Source organism: Streptomyces sp. NPDC045955 (assembly GCF_056430805.1).
In genome coordinates, this window is record NZ_JBWKKY010000015.1 from 1 (window position 1) to 24463 (window position 24463).

Consider the following 24463-nt stretch of genomic DNA (forward strand, 5'->3'; position numbering starts at 1 on the left):
CCAAACCCCCCCCCTCCCCCCCCCCCCCACCCCACCCCCCCCCCCCCCCCCCCCTCCCCCCCCCCCCCCCCCCCCCCCCCCCCCCCCCCCCCCCCCCACGGCCGTCCCCGTCCCGTCTCAGTGCCTGGCGGCCGCGGAGTGGACCGCGAGGCGGGCGCCGGCCACCGCGAGGAAGGCGGCGCAGCCCAGGACGGTCCAGGCCCAGCCGCCCGCGTTGTACAGCCGGACGCCGGCCAGTGAGCCGGCTGCTCCGCCGCTGAAGGCGAAGAGCATGTAGAGCGTGTTGAGCCGGGCCCGCACCGTCTCGTCGAGCCGGAAGATCCTCGCCTGGTTGGCGATCTGGGCACAACTCGTGCCGTAGACAAGGAGGTTGGTGCCCAGCACGAGCGCGACGAGGGAGGTCGTGCCCAGGGTCGCGAACATGGCGAGGGCGAGACCCAGACAGGCCACGGCCAGGGCGTTGACGCGCGTCGTGCCGAAGGCGTCGCTGAACTTGCCGGCCGAGTAGGACAGGATCGCCGCGGGCAGGCTCAGCAGGCCGAACAGGCCGGCCCAGCCAGCCCCCTTGTCGAACGGCGGGTGCGCGAGGTGGAAGGGGAGGGTGGCCCAGAAGGCCGCGAAGACCGCGTAGGTCGCGGCGCCGAGGAAGGCCGACAGCCGTAGCTCGCGGTGGGTCCGCAGCAGCCCGGGCATCGAGGCGATGAGCTCGCGGTAGCCGATCGTGGCCCGGCCGTCCGCCGTGGGCATGTGCCTTGGCAGTACGAGGATCAGCGCCGCGGTCAGCGCCGCGGCGAGGGCGTAGGCGCCGCGCCAGCTGCCGCTGAGGTCCGCGACGGCACCGGACAGCGTCCGGGACAAGGTGGAGCCGAGGGTCAGGCCGATGCCGACGGAGGCGACCACGCGGGCCCGCCCGGCCGGGCCCGCCATGGAGGCGGCGGCGGGCAGGATGATCTGGGGCAGCACGGTGGTCGTGGAGGCCGCCGCGGTGGCGATGGTCAGCACCACGAGGCTGGGCGCCAGGGCCCCGGCCAGCAGCGCGCCGGCGGTCAGCGCCAGGAGCACCGTGGTGAGCCGGCGCAGGTTGCGGCCGTCGGCCAGCGGCACCAGCAGGGAGATGCCCAGGGCGTAACCGACCTGCCCCGCCGTGGCGATGAGACCGGCGGTCGGCTCGGAGACGCTCATCCCGCGCGCCACGGCTTCCAGCAGGGGCTGCGGGAAGTAGATGTTGGAGACGGTGATGCTCCCGGCGACCGCCAGGACCATCACGACGCCGCGCCGGACGCCGAGGCCGGGGGCGGCGGGTATGGCCACGCTGGTCAAAGTCTCTTCTCCTTCGCGCGTCGTCCCCCGGCCGTCGGCCGGGGTTTCCGCAGCCGGTGGCTGGGGGTCCGCACCGTCCACGCGGTCCACGCGATCCATGCGGTCAAACGATGTTGCCACCGATGGCATCTTTGAGGCAAGGTATTTGCCAAGCCAGGAACACCCTCCGCAGAAGGGACTGCCCGTGCAGATGGAATCAGGCGAGGCCCCAGCGCGTCCGTCGCGCCGGCCGGCCTCGGGCATCCATGAGGTGGTGGCCGGCATCGCACGGCTGCGCCCCACGGCCGTCGCCCTCGTCCAGGGCGACCGCACCAGGACCTACCAGCAGCTGGACGCGGCGGCCGACGCGTGGGCCGCCCGGCTGGCCGGGGCCGGGGTCGCGCGGGGCCACCTGGTGCCGATCCTGATGCCGCGCGGCATCGAACTCGTCACCTCGATCCTGGCCGTGCTGAAGCTCGGCGCGGCGTACGCGCTCTGCGACCCCGCCTGGCCGGACCGGCGGCTGGAGGAGGTGGCCGGCCAGCTCGGCGCGCACGTACTGGTGACGGACCCGGACGGGGCCGGGCGGACCTCTCTCGCCACCTGGCTCACCCCGCAAGGGGACGCGAGGACCCCGGTCGGCTTCCGGGCAGCGACCGTCACCGGCACCGACCCGGCCTGCGTGTTCTTCACCTCCGGCACCACCGGCCGGCCCAAGGGCGTGCTGTCGCCGCACCGCGCCACCACGCGGCTCTTCCGCCCGGAAGGCTCTCTCCCGTTTGGCCCCGACACGGTGATGCCGCTGGCCGCCGCGCTGCCCTGGGATGCCTTCTCCCTGGAGCTGTGGGCGGCGCTGCTCAACGGCGGCACATCCGTGATCGTCGACGAGCCGTACCTGTCGGCCCAGTCCCTGCGGGACGGCATCCGCCTGCACGGGGTGCAGACGGTGTGGCTCACCAGCAGTCTCTTCAACATGATCGTCGACGAGGACCCGGGGGCCTTCGGCGGTCTGCGGACCGTGATCACCGGTGGGGAACGGCTGTCCGCCTCCCATGTGCGCGCCTTCCTGCGGCGGCACCCGGGCGTACGCCTGGTCAACGGGTACGGCCCCGTGGAGAGCACCGTCTTCGTCGCCACCCATGACCTCGCACCGGCCGACTGCGAACTGCCCGACGGCGTACCGGTCGGCCGGCCGGTGCCCGGGACCGGCATCCACGTCCTCCAGGGGGAGCGGCCCTGTGCCGTGGGCGAGACCGGCGAGATCTGCGTCACCGGCGAGGGACTGGCCCTTGGGTACCTGGAGCACGGCGAGCCGAGCGGGACCGCCTTTCCGTCCCTGACCCTCGGCGGACGGACCGAACGGGTCTACCGCACCGGCGACCTGGGGTACTGGGACGAGCGGGGCGTGCTGCACTACCGCGGCCGGGCCGACCGTCAGCTGAAGGTCAGGGGGCACCGCGTCGAGCCCGCCGAGATCGAGCGGCAGATAGAGGAGTTGCTGCCCTCCGTCCGGGCCTGCCGGGTGGTGGCACGCCGTGACGCCACGGGTGCGGCTCAGGGGCTGCTGGCGTTCTGCGTGCCGACCACCCCGGGTGATTCCCTGACGGGGGCGTCGGCCGCGCTGCGCTCCGCCCTCGTGCCCTACCAGCGGCCGGAGCTGGTGATCAGCGTCGACGCGTTTCCGCTCACGCCGACGGGCAAGCTCGACGAGCGCCGCCTGCTGGCCGGTGCTCCCCGCCCCGGTGACGCCCGGCCTGCGGCCCCGCCCCGAAGCAGGCCGGGGGAAGACGGCGGGGACGAGACGGTCCGGCTGGTCCGCGAGGCGTTCGCCGCGGTCCTGGACACCGACGACGTACCGCCGGACGTGCCGTTCGCCGAACTCGGCGGGACCTCTCTCGCCGCCGGACGGGTGTGCGCCCGGCTCGCGGCCCGTCTGGGATTCCCGCTGCCGCTGTCGCGCTTCTTCCGGGACCCGACCGTGACCGCAGTGGCCGCATGGCTCGCCGGGGAACGCCGGGCGACGGACGCCGCTCCCGCCCAGCCCGGCAAGTCGCTGTCCGGCAAGTCGCTGTCCGATACGGCGATCTCCGGTACGCCCCCGCAGGCCGCGTCCGTGGACAGCTTCCCGCAGGTGCCCCTGACGCCCATGCAGACGGTTCATCTCACCCGTCACCTGCTCGATCCCACCGACCGGACCGCGTACTGCATGGTGTTCTGGACGGTCACCGGACCGCTGGACCGTGCCGCGCTGGCCGCGGCCGTCGCGCGGGTGCACCGCCGTCATGAGCCACTGCGCAGCGCCTACGTCATCGACGCCCGGCCCACTGCCCTGGTCACGGACATCGAGGCGCCGGAGCTGGAGACGCTGCCCGCGCGGCCCTCGGTCGAGGAGGCGGTCGAGACGCTGCGGACCGAGCTGTCCGACCTGCTGGAGATCACCGAGGGGGAGATATGGCGTGCCGCTGTCGTGCCCGTCGACGCGGCGGACACGGCGGACACGGCGGTCTTCGGGTGCGTGGTGCACCACATCGCATTCGACGGCTGGTCGGAGTCGGTCCTCGCGCGGGAACTGGCGGCTGGCTACAACGCGGTGCCGGGAAGCGGTGAGCACACCGCCCCGCCTCCCCCGTCCCTCGCCGAGGCCTGGCACCGCCGGACCGCGCGGCGCGAGCGGGCCGATCTGACGGCCCAACGCGACTTTGTGGCCGAGGAGTTGGAGCACGTCCCCGAGCTGCGCTGGCCCGCCCCCGGGGAAGCCGACGGGCCCCGTACGCCGCGCAGCGCCGAAGTCCTGCTCAGCCCCGCCGAGTTGGCCGCGATCGACGCCCGGGCCGCCGACGCCGGCGTCACCCGTTTCGTGGTGCTGCTCGCCGCCTACGTGCAGACGCTCGCCGGCATCACCGGGCAGCGGGACTTCGCGGTGGGCGTCCCGGTGGCCCAGCGCGCGGACGACGGTCTCGACCGGGCCATCGGCTGCCACGTGGAGACCGTGTGCGTGAGACTGCGTGGCTCCGTTTTCACCGGCGACGACTCCCTCCCGGCTGTCCGCCGGTCCGTCGAACGGGCCTTTTGCGCCCAGGACCTGTCGCTGCCTGAGGTTCTGGAGATCGTCCGGCCGCGCAGGAGCGCCCGGCCGCCCCTCTTCCAGACGCTCTTCGTCCTCCAGGACAACGCCTCGGCCGACCTCCGGCTCGATGGCCTGCGCACCCGTTTCGTGCGGCCGCCCTACCTGGACCTGCCGCTGGAGGCGCACACGGAGGTCTGGCCCCTTCCCGACGGCGGAGCCCGTCTCGTGCTCTCGTCCCGGCCGGACGCGCTCGGCGACCGGACCGCGCACGAACTGCTCAAGCGCTTCGCCGACCGTCTGCGCACCGCGAACCGAGGAGACCACGATGACCTTGGCAGTCCCCGCTCCTGAAGTGCTGATCGACCCCGAACTGCACGCCACCGGAGACCCGCACGCCCTGTGGCGCTGGATGCGGGCCCATCAGCCGGTGTACTGGCACGACCCCGGCGCCCTGCCCGGCTTCTGGTCGCTCACCCGTTACGAGGACGTACGGGCCGTCTGCCGGGACCCCGGGACGTTCAGTTCCGAGCAGGGCATCGTGCTGCGGCCCGAGAGCCATGGAAAGGATCCCGGCGGCGGCCGGACGCTCGCGCTGACGGACCCGCCGCGCCACCGGCAACTGCGCGCCGTGGTCGCTGACTGGTTCACCACCCGGTCGGTCCGCTCCCTGGAGGACTCGATGCGCGGGGTGGTCCGTTCGGTGATCGCGAGAGCCGTCGAGGCGGGCGGCTGCGACTTCGTCACCGACGTCGCCGCCCGGCTGCCCCTCTACGTGATCTGCCACCTCATGGGAGTCCCCGAGGAGGACCGCGAGAAGCTGTTCCAGTTGGCGAGCGTGGCGTTCGGGACCGCCGACCCCGTCGCGCAGAGCGCGGCCCACCAGGAGATCATGCAGTACTTCGTCGAGCTCATGTACCAACGGATGGAGGAGCCCGCCGGCGACCTGGTGAGCGCTCTGGTGAACAGTCCGGTCGACGGTGAGCTTCTGCCCGAGGACGACATCCTCCTCAACTGCGACAACCTGCTGGTCGGCGGCACCGAGAACGTCCGGCTCGCGACCTCGGGCGGCATGCTCGCGCTGCTGGAGCGTCCCGAGCAGTGGCAGCGCCTGGCGGCCGACCCGGGGCTCCTGCCGACGGCGGTCGAGGAGATCCTGCGCTGGACGTCCAGCGCGAACGTCGTCATGCGGGTGGCCACCTCGCCCGCGGTGATCGAGGGGCAGCGGATCGAGGCGGGAGACCGGCTCATGCTGTGGATCCCCTCGGCCAACCGCGACGAGCGGGTCTTCACGGACCCCGACCGCTTCGACCCGGCCCGCCGGCCCAACCGCCACCTCGCGCTCGGCGCGGGCGAGCACTTCTGCCTCGGCTCGCTGCTGGCCCGTACCGAGATGCGGGTGGTGTTCCGCGAACTGCTCGACATGGCCGTACGGGTGGAACAGACGGGGCCCGCGGTGCCCGTGCGCTCGATCGTGGTCAACGGGCTGGAGAGCCTGCCGGTGCGGATCGTGCCGCGCTGAGTGCCGGGCGCGCACTTCTGGGCCCTGGGCCGTGTCCGCAAAGTCCCGTCGCCGCCCCGGAGGGCGGGCCCCGCGGCGTCTGGTGCGTGCTCTCGGTGCGCCGGGCGGAGTCCCTCGTACTGGATGTACTTGGGGCTTCGTCCGGTGCGGCGAGTGGGGGCACCTCCCACGCCCTTGAGGCAGTGAGGGAGGCGTGCCAGGCGTCGCGGGGCAGGCGGGACTTTGCGGACACGGCCTAGTACGACCGTCCGCGAGGCCCGGCGTACCGCCCGCCCAGCGGGGCGCCGGGCCATTCGTCGTGCCCGAGCGCCGTCGCGGCGGACCGGGAGGGCGGGAGAGGACCGGAGAGGACCGGAGAAGACCGTCGTGAGCCGACGCGCCGCCTACGGCCACCGGGGCCGGGCGGGCGGTCAGCCGGTGGCGAACTCCGGCCGGCCGGTGTTCTCCAGGGTCTCGGCCAGCACCCGCCAGATCTCGGCGGCCAGATCCAGGTATGACGTGCGACGGGCCTCCTCGCCCAACTGCTTGAGCTGGGCGAGGCCTTGGGCCTGATGCCCCTCGACGATCATGAGCAGGCTGTCGAGGGTCTGCAGCCGGATGCGGTCCCGGTAGGTCAGGACGAGTTTGTCGAGGTCCAGCCCGTCGTGGGCCGCCCTGGCGTCCTCGTACCGGCCCTCCTCGAACGCGAGGTGCGCCTGGAGCACCAGCAACTCCTGCTGCTGGACGGGCGTACCGACGAGGGAGAGCGCTGTTTCCGCCTCCGTCAGGCACGTCCGGGCCGGCTCGGTGAGGGCGGGCCTGGACTGCAGGTACAGGGAGGCCGCGGCGAGGCGCAGCCGCGCCCACAGGACGGGATCGACGCTGCTGTCCAGCGCCTGCATCGCCTGCTTCAGGTACTCGTGGGCCGACTCGTCGTCCCCATAGCGCGAGCTGACCGTGGCCGCCGACCACAGGGCCTCGACCCGCAGCGTGTCGGTCCTTCCCGCCACGAGTTCGACCAGCTCCTGCGCGTGCGCCCGGGCGTCCGGCAGCCGGCCGGCCTCCGCCTCGACCGAGACGAGCGCCAGCAGGGCGGTCCCGGTGTCGGACGTGGACAGCTCGGCCTGCCGTGCCTCACGGTAGGCCCGCACGGCGAGTTCGAGTGCCCGGGAGACCTGGCCCGTAGACCGCAGGCACCGGGCGAGCTGAGTCCTGGCCCTGCACTGCAGTGCAGGGAGTTCGAGCTCGTCCGCCACCTTGGCCAGCTCCTCGAGGCAGGCCTGTTCCTCGGTGCGCTCACCGCGCCGCTGCCAGTACCGGGCGATCAGCCACAGGGCCTGCCAGCGCAGCAGCGGATCCTCGTCCTGGGCCGTGGCGAGCACGTCGATCAGGTCCTCGACGGCCTCGTCGGTGTCCGAGGAGGCGGCGATGCTCAGTCCCTGCGCGAGGGAGCTGCTGCGAGGCAGGGTGTCGAAGGCCGAGCGGTCCACTTTCAGTCGCTTGGCAAGGTAGGTGATCACTCGGTCAGTGGGTTGCCGGGCGCCCGACTCCAGGCGTGACAAGTACCCCGTCGAGATTTCCTCGCCGGCCAGTGCGGCCTGGGAAAGTCCGCGCTGCAGCCGCAAGGCCTTGAGGCGTGCTCCGAAGGACGACTCTTCTGTCATGTGGGTCCCGCAATCAACTCTCGCGTACGGCCATGGGCGACCCCCCCAAATGCACTGTCCGCATCCTAGCCGGGCCGGGCACAAGCTGACAAACCAGTTGCCCATGTGATGACAGTCAGTGCGGAATTGTTCACTGCGCTGTTGCCTGGATCCGCGAAGAAGATTGGCAATATTAGGCAAGGAAGTCTTGCCAAGCGACCGCGGCGCGCCCTAGGTTGATCCACGTCCAGCCGCACCAAGCGCCTGCACAGCGAGTTTCATCCCGTATCCCTTGCCAGGGATCTTCTGTCTGGAGACGTTCATGCGCGTACGCATCCTCGCCACCTCTGCGGCGCTTCTGTTCTCCCTTGCCGCGGCCCTGGTCGGCGGCGGGTCCGGCATCGACTGGCCGGCGGGCGGCGACTCCACCGTCGCCCACGCCCGGGCCGAGGCCGGCGACATCGACTGGCCGTGACGTCGGCGCGGGGTTGCCAAAATTGACAAGGCGCTTTGTCAAGCGAGTCCAAGGCGGTTGGCAAATAGTGTCATGATCGCTTCAGGCCGAGTCGCTCGATCGAGCCCGACCCATCCGGGCCTTCGCCCAACCCATCCGGGCCTTCGCCCAACCCACTCCTGGCCCTCGACGCCCAGCCCATCCGGGCCCTCGCCACCTCATCGACGAAGAATGGAGCCCTTACCCGTGTCCGTGCAGACGATCTACGCCCCCACGCAAGCGCCCGAACTGGCCGAGGAACAGATCGCGCAGTTCGAGCGGTCCGGTTTCCTCGTGTTGCCGGGGTTCCTCCCCGACGACCTGGTGGCCCGGGTCAAGCCGGAAGTCGACCGCTGGGTCGACCAGGGCCTGCGCGCCCAGGCCATCGCGGCCGTGGTGGACCCCGAGAACAACGGCACCCCGGCGGTCATGGAACTCGACATGCCCGCCCACGGCGAACTCCTCACCCACGAGCCGCTGCTGCGGGTGATCGGACAGTTGCTGGGTCCGCGGTTCGTGTTCCACCACATGCACAGCGACCGCCACGCCCCCGACCTGCCCGGGAAGGCCTGGCACCACGACTACGAGCAGCGCGTCCAGTCGCACCGCACCCACACCATGGTGCACGCGCTGCACTACCTCGACGGCATAGACCCGCAGATGGCCGGCCTCGCCGTCCTGCCCGGCTCGCACCGCGAGGTGGCCGAGAAGACCGCCCGCGTCCACCTGGGCACGGAGGTGCTGCCGGGCGAGCTGTTCATCGAGGACCTGCGGCCCGGATCGACCGTGCTGCTGCACTCCGCCCTGTTCCACGCCCGCCGGGCGAAGCCGGAGTACCCGGGCCGGCCGCGCTACTTCGTCGACGCCTCCTACTGCCAGGCCGGGGCGCTGTGGCCGCCGGTGAAGCCGTACTGGCGGGAGATGCTGAGCCGGGCGCGCGAGCTCGGGCTCGCGGGCGCCGACTGGCCGGACCTGTTCGCCGAGCGCCACTTCAGCGACTACGCGAAGCCCGAGTAGGGGGCGGCCACATGCTGTACGCGGGAGTCTCATGGCACGCGGGCGGCTACCAGCTCGCGATGATCGGCCCGGACGGCCGGCCCGTCCCCGTGCCCGACGCATACCCGTCGCACCGCGCGGGTGAACTGATAACGGAACTGGGGAAGCTGGGCGACGCGCTCACCGTAGTGGTGGAGAGCACCAACGGCACCCTGGACGGCCGCATGATGGCGGCGGGTCTGCGCGTCCACCGCGCCGACCCCTGGCTGCTGCCCGACCGGCCGCTGCTCGGCTCCGTGCCGGCGGAGGAACTGGCCCGCGCGGGCCTGCGCCGGGCCGACGGCCTGGTGCCGCTGGAGGCCCACCGGGGCACCCAGACCGGCCGCGAGGGTGAACTGGCCGCCTGGATCGAATCGTCGGCGGCGGCCGAGCGCGAACTCACCGCCGCGGGCCGCTTCTTCAGCCACGGCAGCCGCGACCGCCGCCAGGTCGCGCTCACCTTCGACGACGGGCCGTTGCCGCCGTTCACTGGCCGGGTCCTCGACACCCTGGAGCGCTACGGGGTCCCGGCGACGTTCTTCTGCGTCGGGATCAACGCCGGCGGCTTCGCCGAGGACCTGACGCGCATGCGCGAGCAGGGGCATGCCATCGGCAACCACACGTGGTCGCATCCGTTCCTCCCCGAGCTGTCGCGGCCCCAGCTGGCCGAGCAGATCAACCGCACCGCCGAGGCGATCGCCGAGGCGAGCGGTGGCGCGGCACCCCGGCTGTTCCGGCCGCCGTACGGGTCGCGGACGCCTCAGGTGATGGGCTGGCTCTCGGAGTTCGACGCCACCACGGTGCTGTGGGACGTGGCGCCGGACGACTGGGCGCTGCGGCGGGCCGGGGCCATCGCGCGCGACGTGCTGGCCGACGTCAGGCCCGGCTCCGTCATCCTGCTGCACGACGGCGGCGGCGACCGCACGCCCACCGTGGAGTCCCTCCCACTGATCATCGAGGGACTGCTCGAGCGCGGGTACGAGTTCGTCCGCGTCGACGACATGCTCGCGCACACCGGGTCCGGCCTTGCGGGTGCCGCATGAGGAACTGGGCGGGCAACATCACCTTCGAAGCGGCGCGGGTGTCGCGGCCCGAGTCGGTCGACGAACTGCGCCGGATCGTCGCGGACAGCGAACGGGTCCGGGCGCTCGGCGCCGGGCACTCCTTCAGCGAAATCCTGGGGACGGCGGGCAGCTTCGTACGGCTCGACGGGCTGCCGCCGGTCGTCGACATCGACGCGGAGGCCGGTACCGCCACGGTGACCGCGGGCATGCGGTATGCCGACGTGGCCGCCGCACTGCACCGGGCGGGCTACGCGCTGGCGAACCTGGCGTCGCTGCCGGACATCACGGTGGCCGGGGCGTGCGCCACCGGCACCCACGGGTCCGGTGACACCCAGCGCGCTCTCGCGGCCGCGGTGATCGGGCTGGAGATGGTCGGCCCGGAGGGCGATCTGGTCGAGCTGCGCCGCGACGTCGACCACGACACCTTCGCCGGATCCGTGGTCTCGCTCGGGGCTCTGGGCGTCGCCACCCGGATGACCTTGGAGATCGAGCCGTCCTTCGAGGTGGCCCAGTCGGTGCGCGTGGCGGTGCCCCTCGAAGAGGTCCAGGGCCGCTTCGGCGACGTGTTCGGCGCCGCTTACAGCGTCAGCGTGTTCACCAAGTGGGCCGACGACGCGACCGTGTGGCTCAAGCGGCGCACCGACCGGCCCGTGGCGGACCTGGACCTCGGAAGGCCGGCGACGGGCCCGCTGAACCCGGTGCCCCGGGCCGACCCGGCGCCGTGCACGGCCCAGCTGGGCGTGCCCGGCCCGTGGCACGAGCGGCTGCCGCACATCCGCACCGGCACCGCCCCGCGGCTCGGCGACGAACTGCAGTCGGAGTACTTCCTGCCGCGCTCCGCCGCCCCGGCCGCGTTCGCCGCGCTGCGCGAACTCGGCGCTGTGCTGGGCCCGGTCCTGCACGTCGCCGAGGTACGGACCGTGCGCGGCGACGACCTGTGGCTGAGCCCGGCGTACGAACGGGACTCGGTGACGTTCCACTTCACCTGGATCAAGGACATCGCCCGTGTGCCGCCGGTGATCGCCGCCGTGGAGAAGCGACTGGTGCCGCTGGGGGCGCGTACGCACTGGGCGAAGCTGACGGCGATGACCGGGTCCGAGATCCGGTCCGGCTACCGCCGCGCGCCCGACTTCCGGGAGCTGACGCGGAAGTTCGACCCGGACGGCAAGTTCGGCAACGACTTCGTCGACGAGCTGTTCTCCGCCCCCATCGAAACCCCTTGCCCCCAGCCGACCCGGGAGACGCGCGCATGGAAAAGCGACCTTTGAGCAGGACCGAGCGGAAGGTCTCCGTCGTCGGTCTCGGTACCTGGCAGTTCGGCGACGGATGGAACGAGGTGGCCGAGCGTGACGTCCGCGCCATCCTCGACACGGCCGTCACCTCCGGCGTCGACTTCATCGACACCGCCGACGTCTACGGCGACGGCCGCAGCGAGCGGCTGATCGGGCGGTTCCTGAGGGAGTTCCGTACGTCGCCGGGCGAGCGGCCCACCGTGGCGACCAAGATCGGGCGCCGCGGCCCGCAGGAACTCGGGGCGTTCACCCTCGGCAACTTCCGCGAGTGGACCGACCGTTCCAGGGCCAACCTCGGTGTCGACACGCTCGATTTGGTGCAGCTGCACACCCCGCCGGACGCCGTTTTCTCCTCCGACGCGGTGTACGACGCGCTCGACGTGCTGGTCGACGAGGGCCGGATCGCGGCGTACGGCGTCAGCGTGGAGACCTGCGACCAGGCCATGTCCGCCCTCGCCCGTCCCAACGTCGCGTCGGTGCAGATCATCCTGAACGTGTTCCGGCGCAAGCCGCTGGAGCGGGTTCTGCCCGCCGCCCGGGCCGCCGGCGTGGGCGTCATCGCCCGGGTCCCGCTGGCGTCCGGCCTGCTGTCCGCGAAGTTCCGGCGGGACACGGTCTTCGCCGCGACCGACCACCGTGCCTACAACCGGCACGGTGAGCAGTTCGACGTGGGCGAGACCTTCTCCGGCGTCGACTACGAGACCGGCCTGGAAGCCGCGGCCGAGTTCGCCGGCCTGGTGCCCGACGGCCTCACGGCCGCGCAGCTCGCCCTGCGCTGGGTCACCCAGCAGGACGGCGTCACCACGGTGATCCCGGGCGCAACCTCAGTTGCCCAGGCACGGGCCAACGCGGCGGTCGGCTCCATGACGCCGCTGCCCGAGCACACCCTGGACCGGCTGCGCGAGCTGTACGACCGCCGGATCCGGGCCCAGGTGCACCACCTCTGGTAACCGCAAGCCGCGGCCGGCCACACCGTGACCGCGGGCCGACCCTCCCCACCCAGGAGCCACAGGATGAACATCGCCGGACAGACCGTTCTCCTCACCGGTGCGACCGGCGGCATCGGCCGGGTGCTCGCCGAGCGCCTGACCGAGGCAGGCGCCGACCTGATCGTGACCGGCCGTGACGCCGACGCGCTGCGCGAGCTCGCCACCGCGGTCGGTGCCCGGTGGGTGCCCGCCGACCTCGCCGACCCGCGCGAGGTGAGCGACCTCGCCGAACGCTGCGCCGGCACCAGCATCCTGGTGGCGAACGCGGCGCTGCCCGCCAGCGGTGACCTGCTCGAGTACACGCCCGAGCAGGTCGACCGGGCGCTGGCGGTGAACCTGGGCTCCGTGGCCGTACTGGCCCGGCTCCTCGCCCCGGCGATGGTCGGCGCGGGCCGGGGGCACCTCGCCTTCGTCGGGTCGATGTCGGGGAAGGCCGCCACCCCGTACTCCTCGCTGTACACCGCGTCGAAGTTCGGCCTGCGCGGCTTCGCCCACGCCCTGCGGCAGGACCTGCGCGAGGCGGGCGTCGGGGTCTCGCTGATCCAGCCGGGCTTCGTCGGTGAGGCCGGCATGTTCGCCAGGACCGGGGCGCCCCTGCCGCGCGGCGCGCGCACCGTCACCCCGGACCAGGTCGCGGCGGCGGTGATCCGGGCCGTCGAACGCGACAGAGGCGAGATCAACATCGCGCCGGTCAAGCTCCGGCTGCTGTGCGCCCTCGCGGTGCAGTTCCCCGCCGCCGCGGCCTGGATCCAGCGCCAGGGCGCCCCGGACGACACCGCCCGGCGGATCGTCGACGCGCAACGGGCCTACCGGTGAGCGCCGGTGTCCGACGGCCGAACCCCACCCCCACAAGGAGCAGGCACATGAAGGACAGCGTTCTCGTCATCGGCACGGGGTTCCAGCACTTCAGGGAGTACGCGCTGCGCGGACTGGCGCAGCGGTACCGCGTCGTCCTCGTCGCGCGATCCCCGTTGGAGTGGGAGCTGCCGTACGTGGCCGAATACCGCGAGGCGGACCTCCAGGACGAGGCCGCGGTCCTCGCCGCCGCCGAGGACCTGGCGGCGCGTAACCGGATCGTGGGCGTCGTCACCTGGGACGAGTGGCTCGTGGCGCAGGCTGCCGAGATCGGCGCGCGGCTGGGCGTGCGGTCCATGCCCACCGGGGCGGCGCGGTCGTGCCGCGACAAGGCGATGCAGCGCGCGCGGTTCCAGGAGGACGGCGTCCCGTCGGCGCGGTTCCACCTCGCGGCCTCCGTGGCCGAAGCGGTCGCCGCCGCCGACGAGATCGGCTATCCCGTGGTGGTGAAACCCCGTGGCCAGGCCGCGAGCATCGCGGTCACGATCGTCCACAGCGAGGCCGAGCTGCGCGAGACCTTCGAGGTCGTCCGCGGCGCGGAGAGCCCGTCCATCGGCGACGGACTCGTCCTCGTCGAGGAGTTCCTGTCCGGCCCGGAGATCGCGGTGGACAGCTGGGTGCTCGACGGCCGGGTCGAGCCCTTCTCGATCTCGGCGAAACGCACCGACTACCCGCCGTTCTTCGAAGAGGTGGCGCACGTCGTCGGCAAGGTCCTCGACAGCGGGACCGAGGCCGCGGTCCGCGACGTGGTGATCGCCGCGAACCGGGCCCTAGGCGTCGACCGCACGGTCACCCACACCGAACTGATGCTCACCGCCGACGGGCCCAGGGTGGTCGAGGTCAACGGCAGGCTCGGCGGCGACCTCATCCCGCGCCTGGCCGAGATCGCGATACCCGGGCTGTCCATCGGCGGTGTCCTCGGCGCGGTCGCCACGGGCCGCGAACCGGACCCGATCCCGGAGCCGGACCGCCTGGTCGGCATCCGCTTCCTGTACCCGGGCGCCGACCTGACGTTCGACGGCATCGAGATGCCGGCCGCGCTCGCCGATGAGCCCTGGGTGCACGAGGTGCGGCGGGTCAGCGAGCCGGGGACCGAACTCCGGCTGCCGCCCCGGCAGTTCCTCGGCCGGGCCGGCTACGTCATCGCCACCGGCGCCGACATCGCCGAGATCGACGCGCGGCTGCTGGCGCTGGCCGACAGCACCACCGTGGTCGGCGAACCCCTGGGCGTCTGAGCCCCGACCACCACCCTCCACCACCCCCTTGCACCACGAATGGAGAGAAAAGTGAAGAAAGCTCTTATCTTCGGCGAGTACAAGATCGCCCGCTTCCTGCCCGTCCTGCGCGACCGGGGCTACACGGACTTCGTCGTCTACTCGGCCATCGAGTTCGACCCGGCCCTCGAGTTCGACGACGAGGGCGTGCAGGTCAAGCTGCTGAGCCTGGACTGGACCGCGCATGACGTGGTCCGCGTGCTGGAGGCCGAGCGGCCCGACGTCGCCATCGCCAACCCGTACGCCCACGGCCAGGAGCAGCTCCCCATCGTCTACGGACAGGCCGCCGCCCGCTGGGACGGCCGGTTCGTCGCACACTCCGCCGCGTTCGCCGAGGTGGCGTGCGACAAGGTCAAGCTGCACGAAACCGGCGTGGAGCGCGGCTGGCCCGTCCCGGCGGGCGCGGTCTGCGCCGACGCCGGCGCGGTCACCGACGCCGCCCGGGAGCTGGGCTTCCCGCTCGTGATCAAGGAGGCCCAGGCACAGGCGGGCGACGGCCGCTTCTACGCGGCGTCGGCCGAGGAACTCGAAGCGGTGCTCGCGGCGGGCCTGGCGTTCCCCGCGATCGTGCAGACCTTCAAGCAGGGCGTCGAGACCGGCATCGAGCTGATCAGCGCGGGCGGTGAGCTCATGCGCTGGCCGGTGGTGTCCATGGGCCCCCTCGACGCGGGCCTCGACCCGTCACTGCGGGCGCGCGTCGCTCCGTACACCCTCCCGAAGGGCGCCGCCGCGCGGCTGGAGGCGTTCCTGACCGACATCCAGGAGAACTTCGCCCCTTACGGACCGTGGCAGATCGACTTCGCCGTCGTCGGGGACGACATCGTCGTCCTGGAGATCAACCCGCGTCTGGGCGGCCTGTCCGACCTGGGGCTCACCGGCACCGGCACCGACCCGCACGCGGTGTTCACCGGGACCGCGCTCGGCGACCCGCTTCCCGAGGTCCGCACGCGCGCGGTGGCGATAGAACTGCCGTCGACCGAGATCCCCGGCGTCGAGGTGCCCGCGCACCCCGAGGGCGCCGACGTCATGCGGGTGACCGCGCGCAAGCCGACCAACCGGTGCTTCATCAACACCGACCGCATGCAGCTGGTCACCACGATCGGCGACCTGGAGGCGGGCCGGCACTGGGTCAAGGAACTCGACGCCGCGGACCTGTTGCGCTGCTCGCCGGAATCGGCCTACCGGCAGCTGGAGCAGGGTTTCGAGATCTTCGGCGGAAAGGCGGGGTCGTGATGAGGGTGCTGATCGCCGGTCTGGGCGAGAACAAGGAGTTCGGACTCAAGTCGCTGCGGGACGCCGGGCACTTCGTCGGTGTCATCGACCTGCCGCACCGCATCCCGATCAACCAGTGCGACTGGTGGCGCGCGGGCGACCGGTTCTCGGTCGACTCGATGCTCGAGGCGGCGAGCTCGGCCGACTTCGAGTGGGACGCGATCCTGTGCTGGGAGGAGCTGTCCACCGACATCGCCCGGGAGGTCGCCCGCAAACTCGGCGTCGCGGCGCCCCGGATGCCGGCGGGTGTCTTCCGCGACAAGGGCCTCATGCACGGCCGCCTGCGTGAGCAGGGCGTGCCCTCGCCCCAGCTCGGTGTGGCCCGCGCCGTCGAGGAGGGCGAGCGGCTGGCCGAGGGCCGGTTCCCGGTCGTGGTCAAGCCGACGGACTACGGCGGCAGTGGCGGCGTCACGGTGGTCGACGATCCGCAGGACTTCGCCGGCGCCTTCCTGGCCGCCGCCGCGCTGTCGGCGAGCGGGCGGGTGGCGGTGGACCGCTACGTCGTCGGCACGGAGTACAGCGTCGAGGCCGTGACCTGGGCGCCCGGGGACACGCAGATCATCGCGATCACCGAGAAGCACCTGACCAGGCCGCCGTACTGCGTCGAGGTCGGCCATGTGTCGCCGGCGACGGTGGCGGAGGCGGACCGTGAGCTGCTGTCGGCCGCGACGGTCCGCGCGCTGGAGGCCCTCGGCATGGAGGCGGGCGTGTGCCATGCCGAGTTCCGCATGAGCGACACGGGCCCGATCCTCATGGAGGTCGCCGGACGCCCCGCCGGCGACCAGATCCCCCGGTTGGTGGAGCTGGCCACGGGGTGGAACCTGAACACCGCGGAACTCGCGGCGGTGGTGGGCGAGCGCACAGCGCCAGGGACGCCGGCCGCGGAGTGCTCGGCCATCCGGTTCTTCGTCGGCGACGGCGAGACACCGTTCCACCACCGGGTGACGCTGGACGGCGCGAGCAGGCCGCCGCTGCTGGGAACCCTGCGCGAACTGCGCTACTTCGCGGCTGAGGGCACGGTGCCGCGGGTGCCGCGCGGCCCGGAGGACCGGGTGGGCTACGCGCTGTTCGCGGGCACCCGCGCCGAGGTCCTCGCGGCCCTGGCCGAGCTCGACCAGGGCGCGGAGGTCTACCGCGGTGACTAGCACCCACGTCGAGCCGCGCGGTACGAGCGGACCCGAAAACCGGACGCAGCCGTCGAGCGAGCCCCCCACACCGGGCCGGAGCCTGTGGCACAACCGCGACTTCCTCAAGCTGTGGTCGGGGGAGACGGTCGCCGCGTTCGGCGCCCAGGTGACCCAGCTGGCACTCCCGCTGCTGGTGCTGGGCCTGGGCGCGAGCGCGACGCAGGTCGGTGTCGTCTCGGCGATGCAGTACCTGCCCGCGCTGTGCGTGACGCCGTTCGCCGGCCTGCTGATCGACATGTTCGACCGCCGGCTCATCCTGCTGGTGGCGAACCTCGTGCGCGCCACGGCGCTCGCCATGGTGCCGGTGCTCCACCTCGTCGAGGCCCTGTCCGTCCCGGCGCTGTGCGTGATCGCGTTCCTGGTCGGTTCGGGCACCGCGGTGTTCGACGTCGCCTACCTGGCCTATCTCCCGGCACTCGTGCCGCAGCGGCACCTCGTGGACGCCAACAGCAAGCTCCAGGGCTCCTACTCCGTGGCCCAGATCGGCGGCCCCGGCGTCGGCGGCCTGCTGATCAGGGCGCTCGGCGCGTGGTTCGCGATCCTGGCGAACGTCGTGGCCTATCTGGCGGCGTTCGTGACCATGTTCCTGATCCGCCACCGGGAGCCGCCGCGCAACCCGGCGGACGAGACCACCAGACCCCGTCTGGCCGACATCCTCACCAGCTTCGGACTGCTGTGGCGCCATCGGATCCTGCGGGTGCTGACCTTCCAGGCGGGCTGGTTCAACCTGTGCGAGCAGGCGATCCTGACGTTGTTCCTGGTCTACTCGGTCAAGGAACTGGGGATGGACGCGGGCGGGGTCGGCTTCGTCCTCGCCCTCGGCAGCGTCGCCTCGCTCGCCGGGGCGGTGGTGGCCAAGCGGGCCGGAAACCGCTTCGGGTTCCCCAGGGTCCTGATCCTGGCCATGGGCTTCGCGTCGGTGGCGCCGGCGCTGCTGCTGCCGACCGGCGGGAGCACGCCCTGGAACTTCGTGCCGACGACGCTGACCTTCGCGGTCTACGGGTTCGGTCTGACCATCTACAACGTCCACGTCGTCGCGTTCCGGCAGTCGGTGATCCCCTCCGAGGTCCTGGGCCGGGCGACCGCGGCGTACCGGATGCTCACCTACGGGCCGTTCCCGCTGGGCGCGTTCCTCGGGGGCCTGATGGGCGAGCGGTTCGGCCTGTGGAACTCCATCCTCGTCTTCGCGTTCGCCTCGGTCGCGGGCTGGTCGCTGTTCGCTTCGGCCTGCTGGAGGCTGCCCGCTGCGGCGGCCGAGAAGACACCGACGGCATAGTCCGGGAAGGAACGGAAAATGACCTGGCTGGTCACAGGCGGTGCGGGGTACATAGGGGCGCACGTGGTCGCGGCGCTGCGGGAAGCCGGTATGGGCGCGGTGGTGCTCGACGACCTGTCGTCGGGCTTCGCGGACCGGCTTCCGGCGGGCGTGCCCTGCGTGGTCGGGTCGGTGCTCGACGGCCATCTCGTGGAGGGGGTGCTGCGCGACCACCGGGTCGCCGGAGTCATCCACCTCGCCGCGAAGAAGCAGGTCGCCGAGTCGGTCGGTGATCCACTGTTCTACTACCGGCAGAACGTGGAAGGTCTGCGCGTACTCCTCGACGCCGCCAGCAGAGCGGACGTGAAGCGGTTCGTCTTCTCGTCCAGCGCCGCGGTGTACGGCAGCCCGCCCACCGAGTACATCACCGAGGAGACGCGCTGCCACCCGGTGAACCCGTACGGCGAGACGAAACTGGCGGGAGAGTGGCTGGTTCGGGCGGTCGCGCACGCGACCGGGACGGGCTACGTCAACCTGCGCTACTTCAACGTGGCCGGGGCGGGCACCCCCGAACTCGCCGACCGGCAGGCAGCCAACCTCATCCCGATGGTGTTCCAACAGCTCGCGCTCGGCAGGCGGCCGACCGTGTTCGGGGCGGACTACCCGACTCCGGACGGGACCTGCGTACGGGACTTCATCCACGTGTCCGACCTCGCTGCCGCACACGTGGCGGCAGCCAGACGGCTGACCGCGCACACCGCGCGGCTGACCCTCAACGTCGGGCGCGGCCACGGGGTGTCGGTGCGGGAGATCATCACGCTGATCGGTGAGGTGACCGGGCACGCAGTCGAGCCGACAATCCTGGCACGCCGCACCGGCGACCCGGCGCGGGTGGTGGCCTCGGTCGACTCCGTCCTGCGCGAACTGGGCTGGAACGCGCAGTTCGGAGTGCGGGAGATGATCTCGTCGGCCTGGGCGGGTTGGCAACTCCGGTACCGCAAAGAGCCGGCGCCCGCCGGACCCGAGATGCGGGTGAGCCACGCGACCAGATAGAAAAAGCCGGCGATGAGCCCGGTGGACCCGGGGGATCCTCGCCCATGCCGACGCGGGCAGGACCAACCTGACCGAGCGGTCACTCCACGCCGTCGGCACCATCGACAAGACAGCAGCCGCGGACGAAGACAGCACACAGACCGACACGCTCGCGCTGGAACCGAGGCGCGGTATCACCATCAAGGCCGCCGTCGTCTCGCTCGAGGCGGCTGGGGTGGCGGTCAACCTGATCAACATCCCGAGCCACCCGGACCTCGCCACGGAGGTCAAGCACGTGCCGAGCACGCTCGACAGCGTCGTACTGGCGGCCCCGGCCCTCGACGAGGTCCAAGCGCAAACCAGGGAGTGCGGACACACGCCCACACCCAGCCGGACGACTTCGCCGAGCGGTTCGGTGGCCACACCGACCAGCTGCGGCGCGCCGCCTTCGTCCCCATTGCACGACTTTTTCTGGATGGACCTGAAGACACACGGCATCCACGGCACCGCGGCCTTCTTCTCGACGGTACCGGGTTGGCGCCAGCAAGCGCCACTGATGCCGAGGCAGCGCCCGCGCCGCAGCCATCCGCTTGCCTCAGGCCCTCGACGGCGGCGACCACGCCCGCAGCGTGGCAGCCGCCAACTGCCGTGCCCGCAAGGACAGCCTCGCAGCCGAGCGGATTGAGGAGCTGTCAGCCATAGGCATGAGACGGATGTGGAAAAAGTCCCCGGGTTCACCTGAGAATGAAAGGTAACCGGGCCAGTATCTGTGCCGCGGTGGCTTGTTCTGGGACTCCGCCTTATGCGGTGGAGTTTTGTTGGATGAGGATGGAGTAGAGGTGTTCTCCGTGAGCCCAGCGCTTGAGCTCGTGGCGGCCGATGAGGGTGAGGTTGTGGCGCTGGGCGAAGTCGATGGCTGGCTGCGTGAAGCCGTTGAGGCCAATGATCAGAGCCAGATCGGCTCCGTGTTCTGGGCGTGCGGTCCCGTTGAACGTCTGGACCTCCTTTGACCCAACTGGGCGCGCATACTTCTTGCACTGCAGGACGAGTTTGCGATTCTCATCGTCGTAGGCCACGACATCAGCGCCGAGGTCTCCGGCGCCACCGACGCGGAGCGGGCGGTCGAACCCGTCGCGAGCCAGCATTTCGACGCATGCTTGTTCGAACTCGGTCGGAGTCATGGCCGACAGTTGCTTCATCCGGTATGTCAGCACTGCCGGCTCGGGATCTTCTGCCGGCTCATACGGTTCGGCGTAGACGACGGCGCCGTCTGCGGTGGCCCGCCGGATCAGCCTCGCCAGGGCAATCAGCACCCCCAGGCTGAGTCCCGACCACCACGGGTGTTCGGTGATCCAGTGCCATAGGTCGAAGCTGAACCACCGCGCCACGTCGTCGGTGAGCCATGCCCACAGTGTCTTGGCCACCCCCAGGAGTACGACCGTGTACAGCAGGAACTTCAAGAACGGGTCGAGCGAGCCGTCTTCGTCGAACACCAAACCCCCCTCATCCGATGTGCGTTCACGCGGCCATGCGCCGGAGTGGCATACGCCTGGCCCTGGTCGGCAGGCGCAGAAGTTCCTGTAGTGCGGTGCCGTGCTCGGCCCAGCGCAGGAGCTGGTCCCGGCCGATCCAGCGGACGTTGTGGCGGTCGCCCCATTGCTTGGCGTTGTGGGTGAAGGCTCCGTTGGTGACGACGACCGCGTGATCGGCGCCGTGGACGGGCCCGGCAGTGCCGTTGACCTCGTACATCACCGATGAGCCGATCTTGCCACCCACACGGGTGTGCTTGGCCTGCACGACGATCCGCCCGTGGTGGGGATGCTGGCCGATGACATCCGCAGCCTGGTCACCGCCCTGCCCCACTTGGCGGGCAGACCAGCCGTCACGGATCAGCAGATCCCGCAGCGCATACTCGAACTCCTCGTCGTCCATGGCGTCGAACTGCGCCAGCGTGATCCTCAGTGCGGCCACCCGCTCGGCCGCACGGCGGCGCTGGGCCGCCGTACGCAGCGCGCGCCACATCACGAGGCCGGCGGCCACTGCGGCCACGACCACCACGACCGGCCAGCCACGCAGCAGCATCTCCCCCACCGTTGTAACTATCCGGACGGCCAGGACCACCGCCGCGATGGCGACGAGGGCTGCAGCCAGCCACTCGGCCTGGCCGCGGGGGCGTCGAAACAGTGACCGCCGCTGGGCCATCAGCGGCTGGCCGATGCGGAGACGGAGGGCTGCGGGGTGGCCGGCGGCGCTGAAGCGGCCTCGTCGAACCCGAACACCTGCCCCCACAGCCAGACTCCGGCGATCAGCCCTGCAATCATCCAGGCACTCAAGCGCTTCGCGCCCTTACGCGTCGGATTACGGCGGATGTGCCCTCGTACACGGTGGTAGCCCTCCGGCACCTGTCCCATAGCGTCCCCTCACGCTCATGTGGGCCGCGGCACGACCCGTCACTGAAATGGGTGTATCAGCGGGCACTGACAGAACCTGAGGGATCATCATGTGCGGTCGCCTTGAACCGGCCACGAGAGTGCACGGCTATCGGCGAAGGCAAGCGCAGCGCTGTGACCTGCGGCGGCAGCGGGGCTGAGAGAGCCTGGGAGAGGATTCCACCAAGTTGTGCTGTCAACTTCTCAGTTATGGCACGGAGTTGCTGACCTGCAGGGCGTATACCAGGAAGGGGACTTAGAGGTGTGTCGACAATTGACTCGATCACGTCGGCTCGCTGGTTCCGTGTCCCTCTGGAGACGGGTTGCAGCGCAGCGGGTCCATGGGGAGCGTCGAAGACGGAGCGGTCAAGGCGGCCGGGAAAACATTCAGGCCGATGTTGGCCGCGCCGGGCCGATCCCGCTCGCGCAGCACGATGCGGCGCAGGTTGTCATGGCCGACCAGGGCCAGGCCGCGGCCGAACTTCTCGCGGATGCGAGCCGCGGTGGACGACTTGCCCGAGGCGCTGTTGCCGCGCAGCATGACCAGCCTGGTTTCTTCGGTGCCCACCATCCCGGCGGGCACGCTACCGGCCTGCTTGCACGGCGAGGGAGGTCCTGACCTGCCATGGACGGGGCGCGCGGCAGCGTGGTCGGGGTCATAGCCAGGGCCTGTGCGGCCATGGCCGGTGTCCTATGACACGGAAATTTGAGCGTGTGCATCGAACCCTGCGCGACCATGGGAGCCATGGGTTCACTGCGATGCGACAGGTGCGAACTGGTCATTGGGCAAGGCTGCGCCTGCCCTGCAGACGGAAGCAGTCCTCGATGGGCAGACGGGGCGACTGCCGCCCCGCGCGCCCCAAGGGGCTTCGTCCTCGACAAAATCCTGGTCTCGCCTCGGGGTTACGCACATATCCCGGGTGCGTGCGTCCACTATGTGGAGTCGCCCGAAGACGCGGCATGGGGATGGATCCCCAACCCAGCCCCAGGACGGTGGGCAAGAATCAGTGAAGGTGAGCCTGCACAGGCCACGGCAGGTAACACCGCACTGAGCGCCAGGAGGCGCTGTCCGGACTGCGAACACTTCGTTGGCCTACCCTGAGCTTGTCTTTTAGTCTCTGTGCGCTTGTGTCTGCGGGTGCCGCTCCGTAGAGCTCGGTTTCTGATCACGCAGAAGGGAAGAGCTGTTCGCGCACCCATTCGGGATCGGGGTTGGTGTGTGGCTGGCCCGCCACGACGACGGTCGGCACGGTCTCGTTGCCGTCGTTGGCTGCTCTCACCGCTACCGCTGCTGCCGGGTCGCGCCAGATGTTGACCCAATGCAACTGGCGGGCGCTGCGGCCCAGCCGGATGCGCAGTCGTATGCAGTACTTGCAGCCCGGCCGCCAGAAGACGACCGGTCGGCCGTCGACCGCGCTGCGGCGTTGTGCCTCCTGCGCACGGATCGACCTCGGGAAGATCAGGGGTGAGTTCACGCCGGCGAGCGCCAGGAATGCCAGCAGGAGTGCTGTGGCTGTGCCGGGGCTCCCCTTTGAGATCTGCCCAGTCGCGACGGCGGAGCCGCTGAGCACAAGCAGCATTGGCAGGATCCAAGCGCGCGTCATGGTGATGCAGGCTATCGATGAGTCGAAATGCTCCTCGAACTAGGCCGCTCACCTGGGTGTTCGCCGGACGTTGATGCGGCCTTCGTCTGATCATGTGCTCGGACCAAGGATGCACGTGACCACGACGAAGGCTGTGAAGGTGAGTCTCCTGCCTGATCACGTTCCGGGGGAAGCGTTCGCGAAAGGCGTCACGCTTCAGGGAGGACTTATTCGACTGTCTGACCGCTCGAGGGGACGAACTGTTCGACCTCACGGATGTGCTGCTGTGTGCGGACGGGCCGGTGAAGGCGCCGGTGGACCTGACGTCGGTGGCTGAGCACCGGCGCGGGTACGGCGCCATGTACGACGCCCTGAACAGCGGGAACATCGACGTGCCCCGGCTGCGGCAGGTGCTGGCCAGCCTGCCCATGCCGCAGGCCGGCGACGGCTGCCTGCTCCTCGCGGTCGACGTCAGCAACTGGCTCCGTCCCGACGCTCCCACCAGCGCCGATCGCCTGTTCTGCTACGTCTACGGCCGCAGCGGACGGTCCTCGGACCAGTTCGTGCCCGGCTGGCGGTACTCGTTCGTCGCCGCACTGGAATCGGGCCGCACCTCCTGGTGCCAACTGCTGGACGCCCTGCGTCTCGGCCCGGCCGACGACGTCGCCGAGGTCACCGCCGCAGGTCCGCCGGGTGGTCGTCGATCTGATCGAGGTGGGCCGCTGGCACCTCGGCGACAGCGACATCCTGATCGTGTTCGACGCCGGCTACAACGCCCCGCGCATGGCCCACCTTCTGGCCGGGCTGCCGGTGGAGGTCCTGGGCCGGGGTCAGCTGTCGGACGGCTGGGGTTTCTTGGTCCAGCGTGGTGCCGGACGCTTGCGGGTCAGGCGCCGGGTCATCATCGTGATGAGTGCCCAGTTCAGGTGGGCCTCGGAGTGCTGTGGGAGGCGTTCGTAGGCGCGTTCTTGCGGCGGGCGTTCATGCACCAGCCGATCGTCCGCTCGACTTTCCAGCGGCGGGGCAGGACGACGAAGCCCTTGGTGCCCTTGGGCCGGGAGACGATTCGCAGGGTGAGCCAGAGGCGTTCGCGGGCCCAGTCCACGAGGCCGCCGGCGTAACCACGGTCGGCCAAGATCTGGGTGATCTGCGGCTGCGCGAGGCGCAGGTGCCAGAACACGTCAGGGCGGCGTCGC

At 71.1% G+C, this 24463-nt stretch carries 20 protein-coding genes and 2 pseudogenes; 15 read left to right on the top strand and 7 right to left on the bottom strand.

The genetic code is table 11. The features are described from left to right. Positions 1 to 117 precede the first annotated feature (117 nt). Positions 118 to 1311: an MFS transporter gene (locus AC07F0_RS27845; protein ID WP_478982981.1), complete on the bottom strand. Its 1194-nt coding sequence runs from the start codon at positions 1309 to 1311 to the stop codon at positions 118 to 120. Between the two features lie 262 nt (positions 1312 to 1573). Between AC07F0_RS27845 and AC07F0_RS27850 the strand changes: the two genes are divergently transcribed. Beyond that, complete coding sequence (locus tag AC07F0_RS27850; protein WP_478982840.1) at positions 1574 to 4717, top strand: amino acid adenylation domain-containing protein; 3144 nt, start codon at positions 1574 to 1576, stop codon at positions 4715 to 4717. Further along, the gene (locus tag AC07F0_RS27855) at positions 4692 to 5885 is read left to right on the top strand and encodes a cytochrome P450 (RefSeq protein ID WP_478982841.1); all 1194 of its coding nucleotides are present in this window, start codon (positions 4692 to 4694) and stop codon (positions 5883 to 5885) included. The genes AC07F0_RS27850 and AC07F0_RS27855 overlap by 26 nt, the downstream gene beginning before the upstream one ends. 410 nt (positions 5886 to 6295) lie before the next feature. Here AC07F0_RS27855 and AC07F0_RS27860 read toward each other — a convergent pair whose 3' ends face one another. After that, the gene (locus AC07F0_RS27860; protein WP_478982842.1) at positions 6296 to 7528 is read right to left on the bottom strand and encodes a helix-turn-helix domain-containing protein; all 1233 of its coding nucleotides are present in this window, start codon (positions 7526 to 7528) and stop codon (positions 6296 to 6298) included. Positions 7529 to 7829: 301 nt separating this feature from the next. Here AC07F0_RS27860 and AC07F0_RS27865 point away from each other — a divergent pair, with 301 nt between their 5' ends. The 12 genes from AC07F0_RS27865 (at position 7830) to AC07F0_RS27920 (ending at position 19940) form a co-directional block, all read left to right on the top strand. Beyond that, positions 7830 to 7982, top strand: a complete 153-nt coding sequence (locus AC07F0_RS27865; protein WP_478982843.1) for a hypothetical protein — start codon at positions 7830 to 7832, stop codon at positions 7980 to 7982. 225 nt (positions 7983 to 8207) lie between these two features. After that, a complete protein-coding gene (locus tag AC07F0_RS27870; RefSeq protein ID WP_478982844.1) occupies positions 8208 to 9017 on the top strand; it encodes a phytanoyl-CoA dioxygenase family protein in 810 nt (269 codons plus the stop codon). An 11-nt stretch (positions 9018 to 9028) separates the two neighbouring features. Then, positions 9029 to 10078 (top strand): polysaccharide deacetylase family protein, encoded by a 1050-nt coding sequence (locus tag AC07F0_RS27875; protein ID WP_478982845.1) that lies wholly within the window; start codon positions 9029 to 9031, stop codon positions 10076 to 10078. After that, positions 10075 to 11367 carry an FAD-binding protein gene (locus AC07F0_RS27880; RefSeq protein WP_478982846.1) on the top strand — a complete coding sequence of 431 codons (1293 nt, stop codon included), beginning with the start codon at positions 10075 to 10077 and terminating at the stop codon, positions 11365 to 11367. The genes AC07F0_RS27875 and AC07F0_RS27880 overlap by 4 nt, the downstream gene beginning before the upstream one ends. Then, the gene (locus AC07F0_RS27885) at positions 11349 to 12341 is read left to right on the top strand and encodes an aldo/keto reductase (RefSeq protein ID WP_478982847.1); all 993 of its coding nucleotides are present in this window, start codon (positions 11349 to 11351) and stop codon (positions 12339 to 12341) included. Before AC07F0_RS27880 ends, AC07F0_RS27885 begins: the two co-directional genes overlap by 19 nt. A 63-nt stretch (positions 12342 to 12404) precedes the next feature. Next, positions 12405 to 13196: an SDR family NAD(P)-dependent oxidoreductase gene (locus tag AC07F0_RS27890; RefSeq protein WP_478982848.1), complete on the top strand. Its 792-nt coding sequence runs from the start codon at positions 12405 to 12407 to the stop codon at positions 13194 to 13196. Between the two features lie 47 nt (positions 13197 to 13243). Beyond that, a complete protein-coding gene (locus AC07F0_RS27895) occupies positions 13244 to 14470 on the top strand; it encodes an ATP-grasp domain-containing protein (protein ID WP_478982849.1) in 1227 nt (408 codons plus the stop codon). Positions 14471 to 14521: 51 nt separating this feature from the next. Continuing rightward, positions 14522 to 15742 carry an ATP-grasp domain-containing protein gene (locus AC07F0_RS27900; RefSeq protein WP_478982850.1) on the top strand — a complete coding sequence of 407 codons (1221 nt, stop codon included), beginning with the start codon at positions 14522 to 14524 and terminating at the stop codon, positions 15740 to 15742. Continuing rightward, a complete protein-coding gene (locus tag AC07F0_RS27905; protein ID WP_478982851.1) occupies positions 15742 to 16926 on the top strand; it encodes an ATP-grasp domain-containing protein in 1185 nt (394 codons plus the stop codon). The genes AC07F0_RS27900 and AC07F0_RS27905 overlap by 1 nt, the downstream gene beginning before the upstream one ends. Further along, positions 16919 to 18244 carry an MFS transporter gene (locus tag AC07F0_RS27910; protein WP_478982852.1) on the top strand — a complete coding sequence of 442 codons (1326 nt, stop codon included), beginning with the start codon at positions 16919 to 16921 and terminating at the stop codon, positions 18242 to 18244. The genes AC07F0_RS27905 and AC07F0_RS27910 overlap by 8 nt, the downstream gene beginning before the upstream one ends. A gap of 18 nt (positions 18245 to 18262) precedes the next feature. Continuing rightward, the gene (galE, locus tag AC07F0_RS27915; protein WP_478982853.1) at positions 18263 to 19276 is read left to right on the top strand and encodes a UDP-glucose 4-epimerase GalE; all 1014 of its coding nucleotides are present in this window, start codon (positions 18263 to 18265) and stop codon (positions 19274 to 19276) included. Between the two features lie 67 nt (positions 19277 to 19343). Beyond that, the gene (locus AC07F0_RS27920; RefSeq protein ID WP_478982982.1) at positions 19344 to 19940 is read left to right on the top strand and encodes a GTP-binding protein; all 597 of its coding nucleotides are present in this window, start codon (positions 19344 to 19346) and stop codon (positions 19938 to 19940) included. A gap of 115 nt (positions 19941 to 20055) precedes the next feature. Here AC07F0_RS27920 and AC07F0_RS27925 read toward each other — a convergent pair whose 3' ends face one another. The 4 genes and pseudogenes from AC07F0_RS27925 to AC07F0_RS27940 all read right to left on the bottom strand — a co-directional run bounded on the left by AC07F0_RS27925 (position 20056) and on the right by AC07F0_RS27940 (position 23288). After that, on the bottom strand, positions 20056 to 20748 hold the full coding sequence (locus AC07F0_RS27925; RefSeq protein WP_478982854.1) for a restriction endonuclease: 693 nt from the start codon (positions 20746 to 20748) through the stop codon (positions 20056 to 20058). A 25-nt stretch (positions 20749 to 20773) separates the two neighbouring features. Continuing rightward, positions 20774 to 21457, bottom strand: coding sequence for a restriction endonuclease (locus tag AC07F0_RS27930; RefSeq protein ID WP_478982855.1), 684 nt, complete (start codon positions 21455 to 21457; stop codon positions 20774 to 20776). A 615-nt stretch (positions 21458 to 22072) separates the two neighbouring features. Beyond that, positions 22073 to 22255 (bottom strand): annotated as a pseudogene (locus AC07F0_RS27935) (kinase); the annotation flags it as partial. Positions 22256 to 22850: 595 nt separating this feature from the next. Continuing rightward, on the bottom strand, positions 22851 to 23288 hold the full coding sequence (locus AC07F0_RS27940; RefSeq protein ID WP_478982856.1) for a glutaredoxin domain-containing protein: 438 nt from the start codon (positions 23286 to 23288) through the stop codon (positions 22851 to 22853). Positions 23289 to 23397: 109 nt separating this feature from the next. Between AC07F0_RS27940 and AC07F0_RS27945 the strand changes: the two are divergent. Then, positions 23398 to 24095, top strand: a pseudogene (locus AC07F0_RS27945) (transposase); the annotation flags it as partial. Positions 24096 to 24189: 94 nt separating this feature from the next. Here the strand turns inward: AC07F0_RS27945 and AC07F0_RS27950 are convergent. Continuing rightward, positions 24190 to 24447, bottom strand: coding sequence for a transposase (locus tag AC07F0_RS27950; protein WP_478982857.1), 258 nt, complete (start codon positions 24445 to 24447; stop codon positions 24190 to 24192). Between the last annotated feature and the right edge of the window lie 16 nt (positions 24448 to 24463).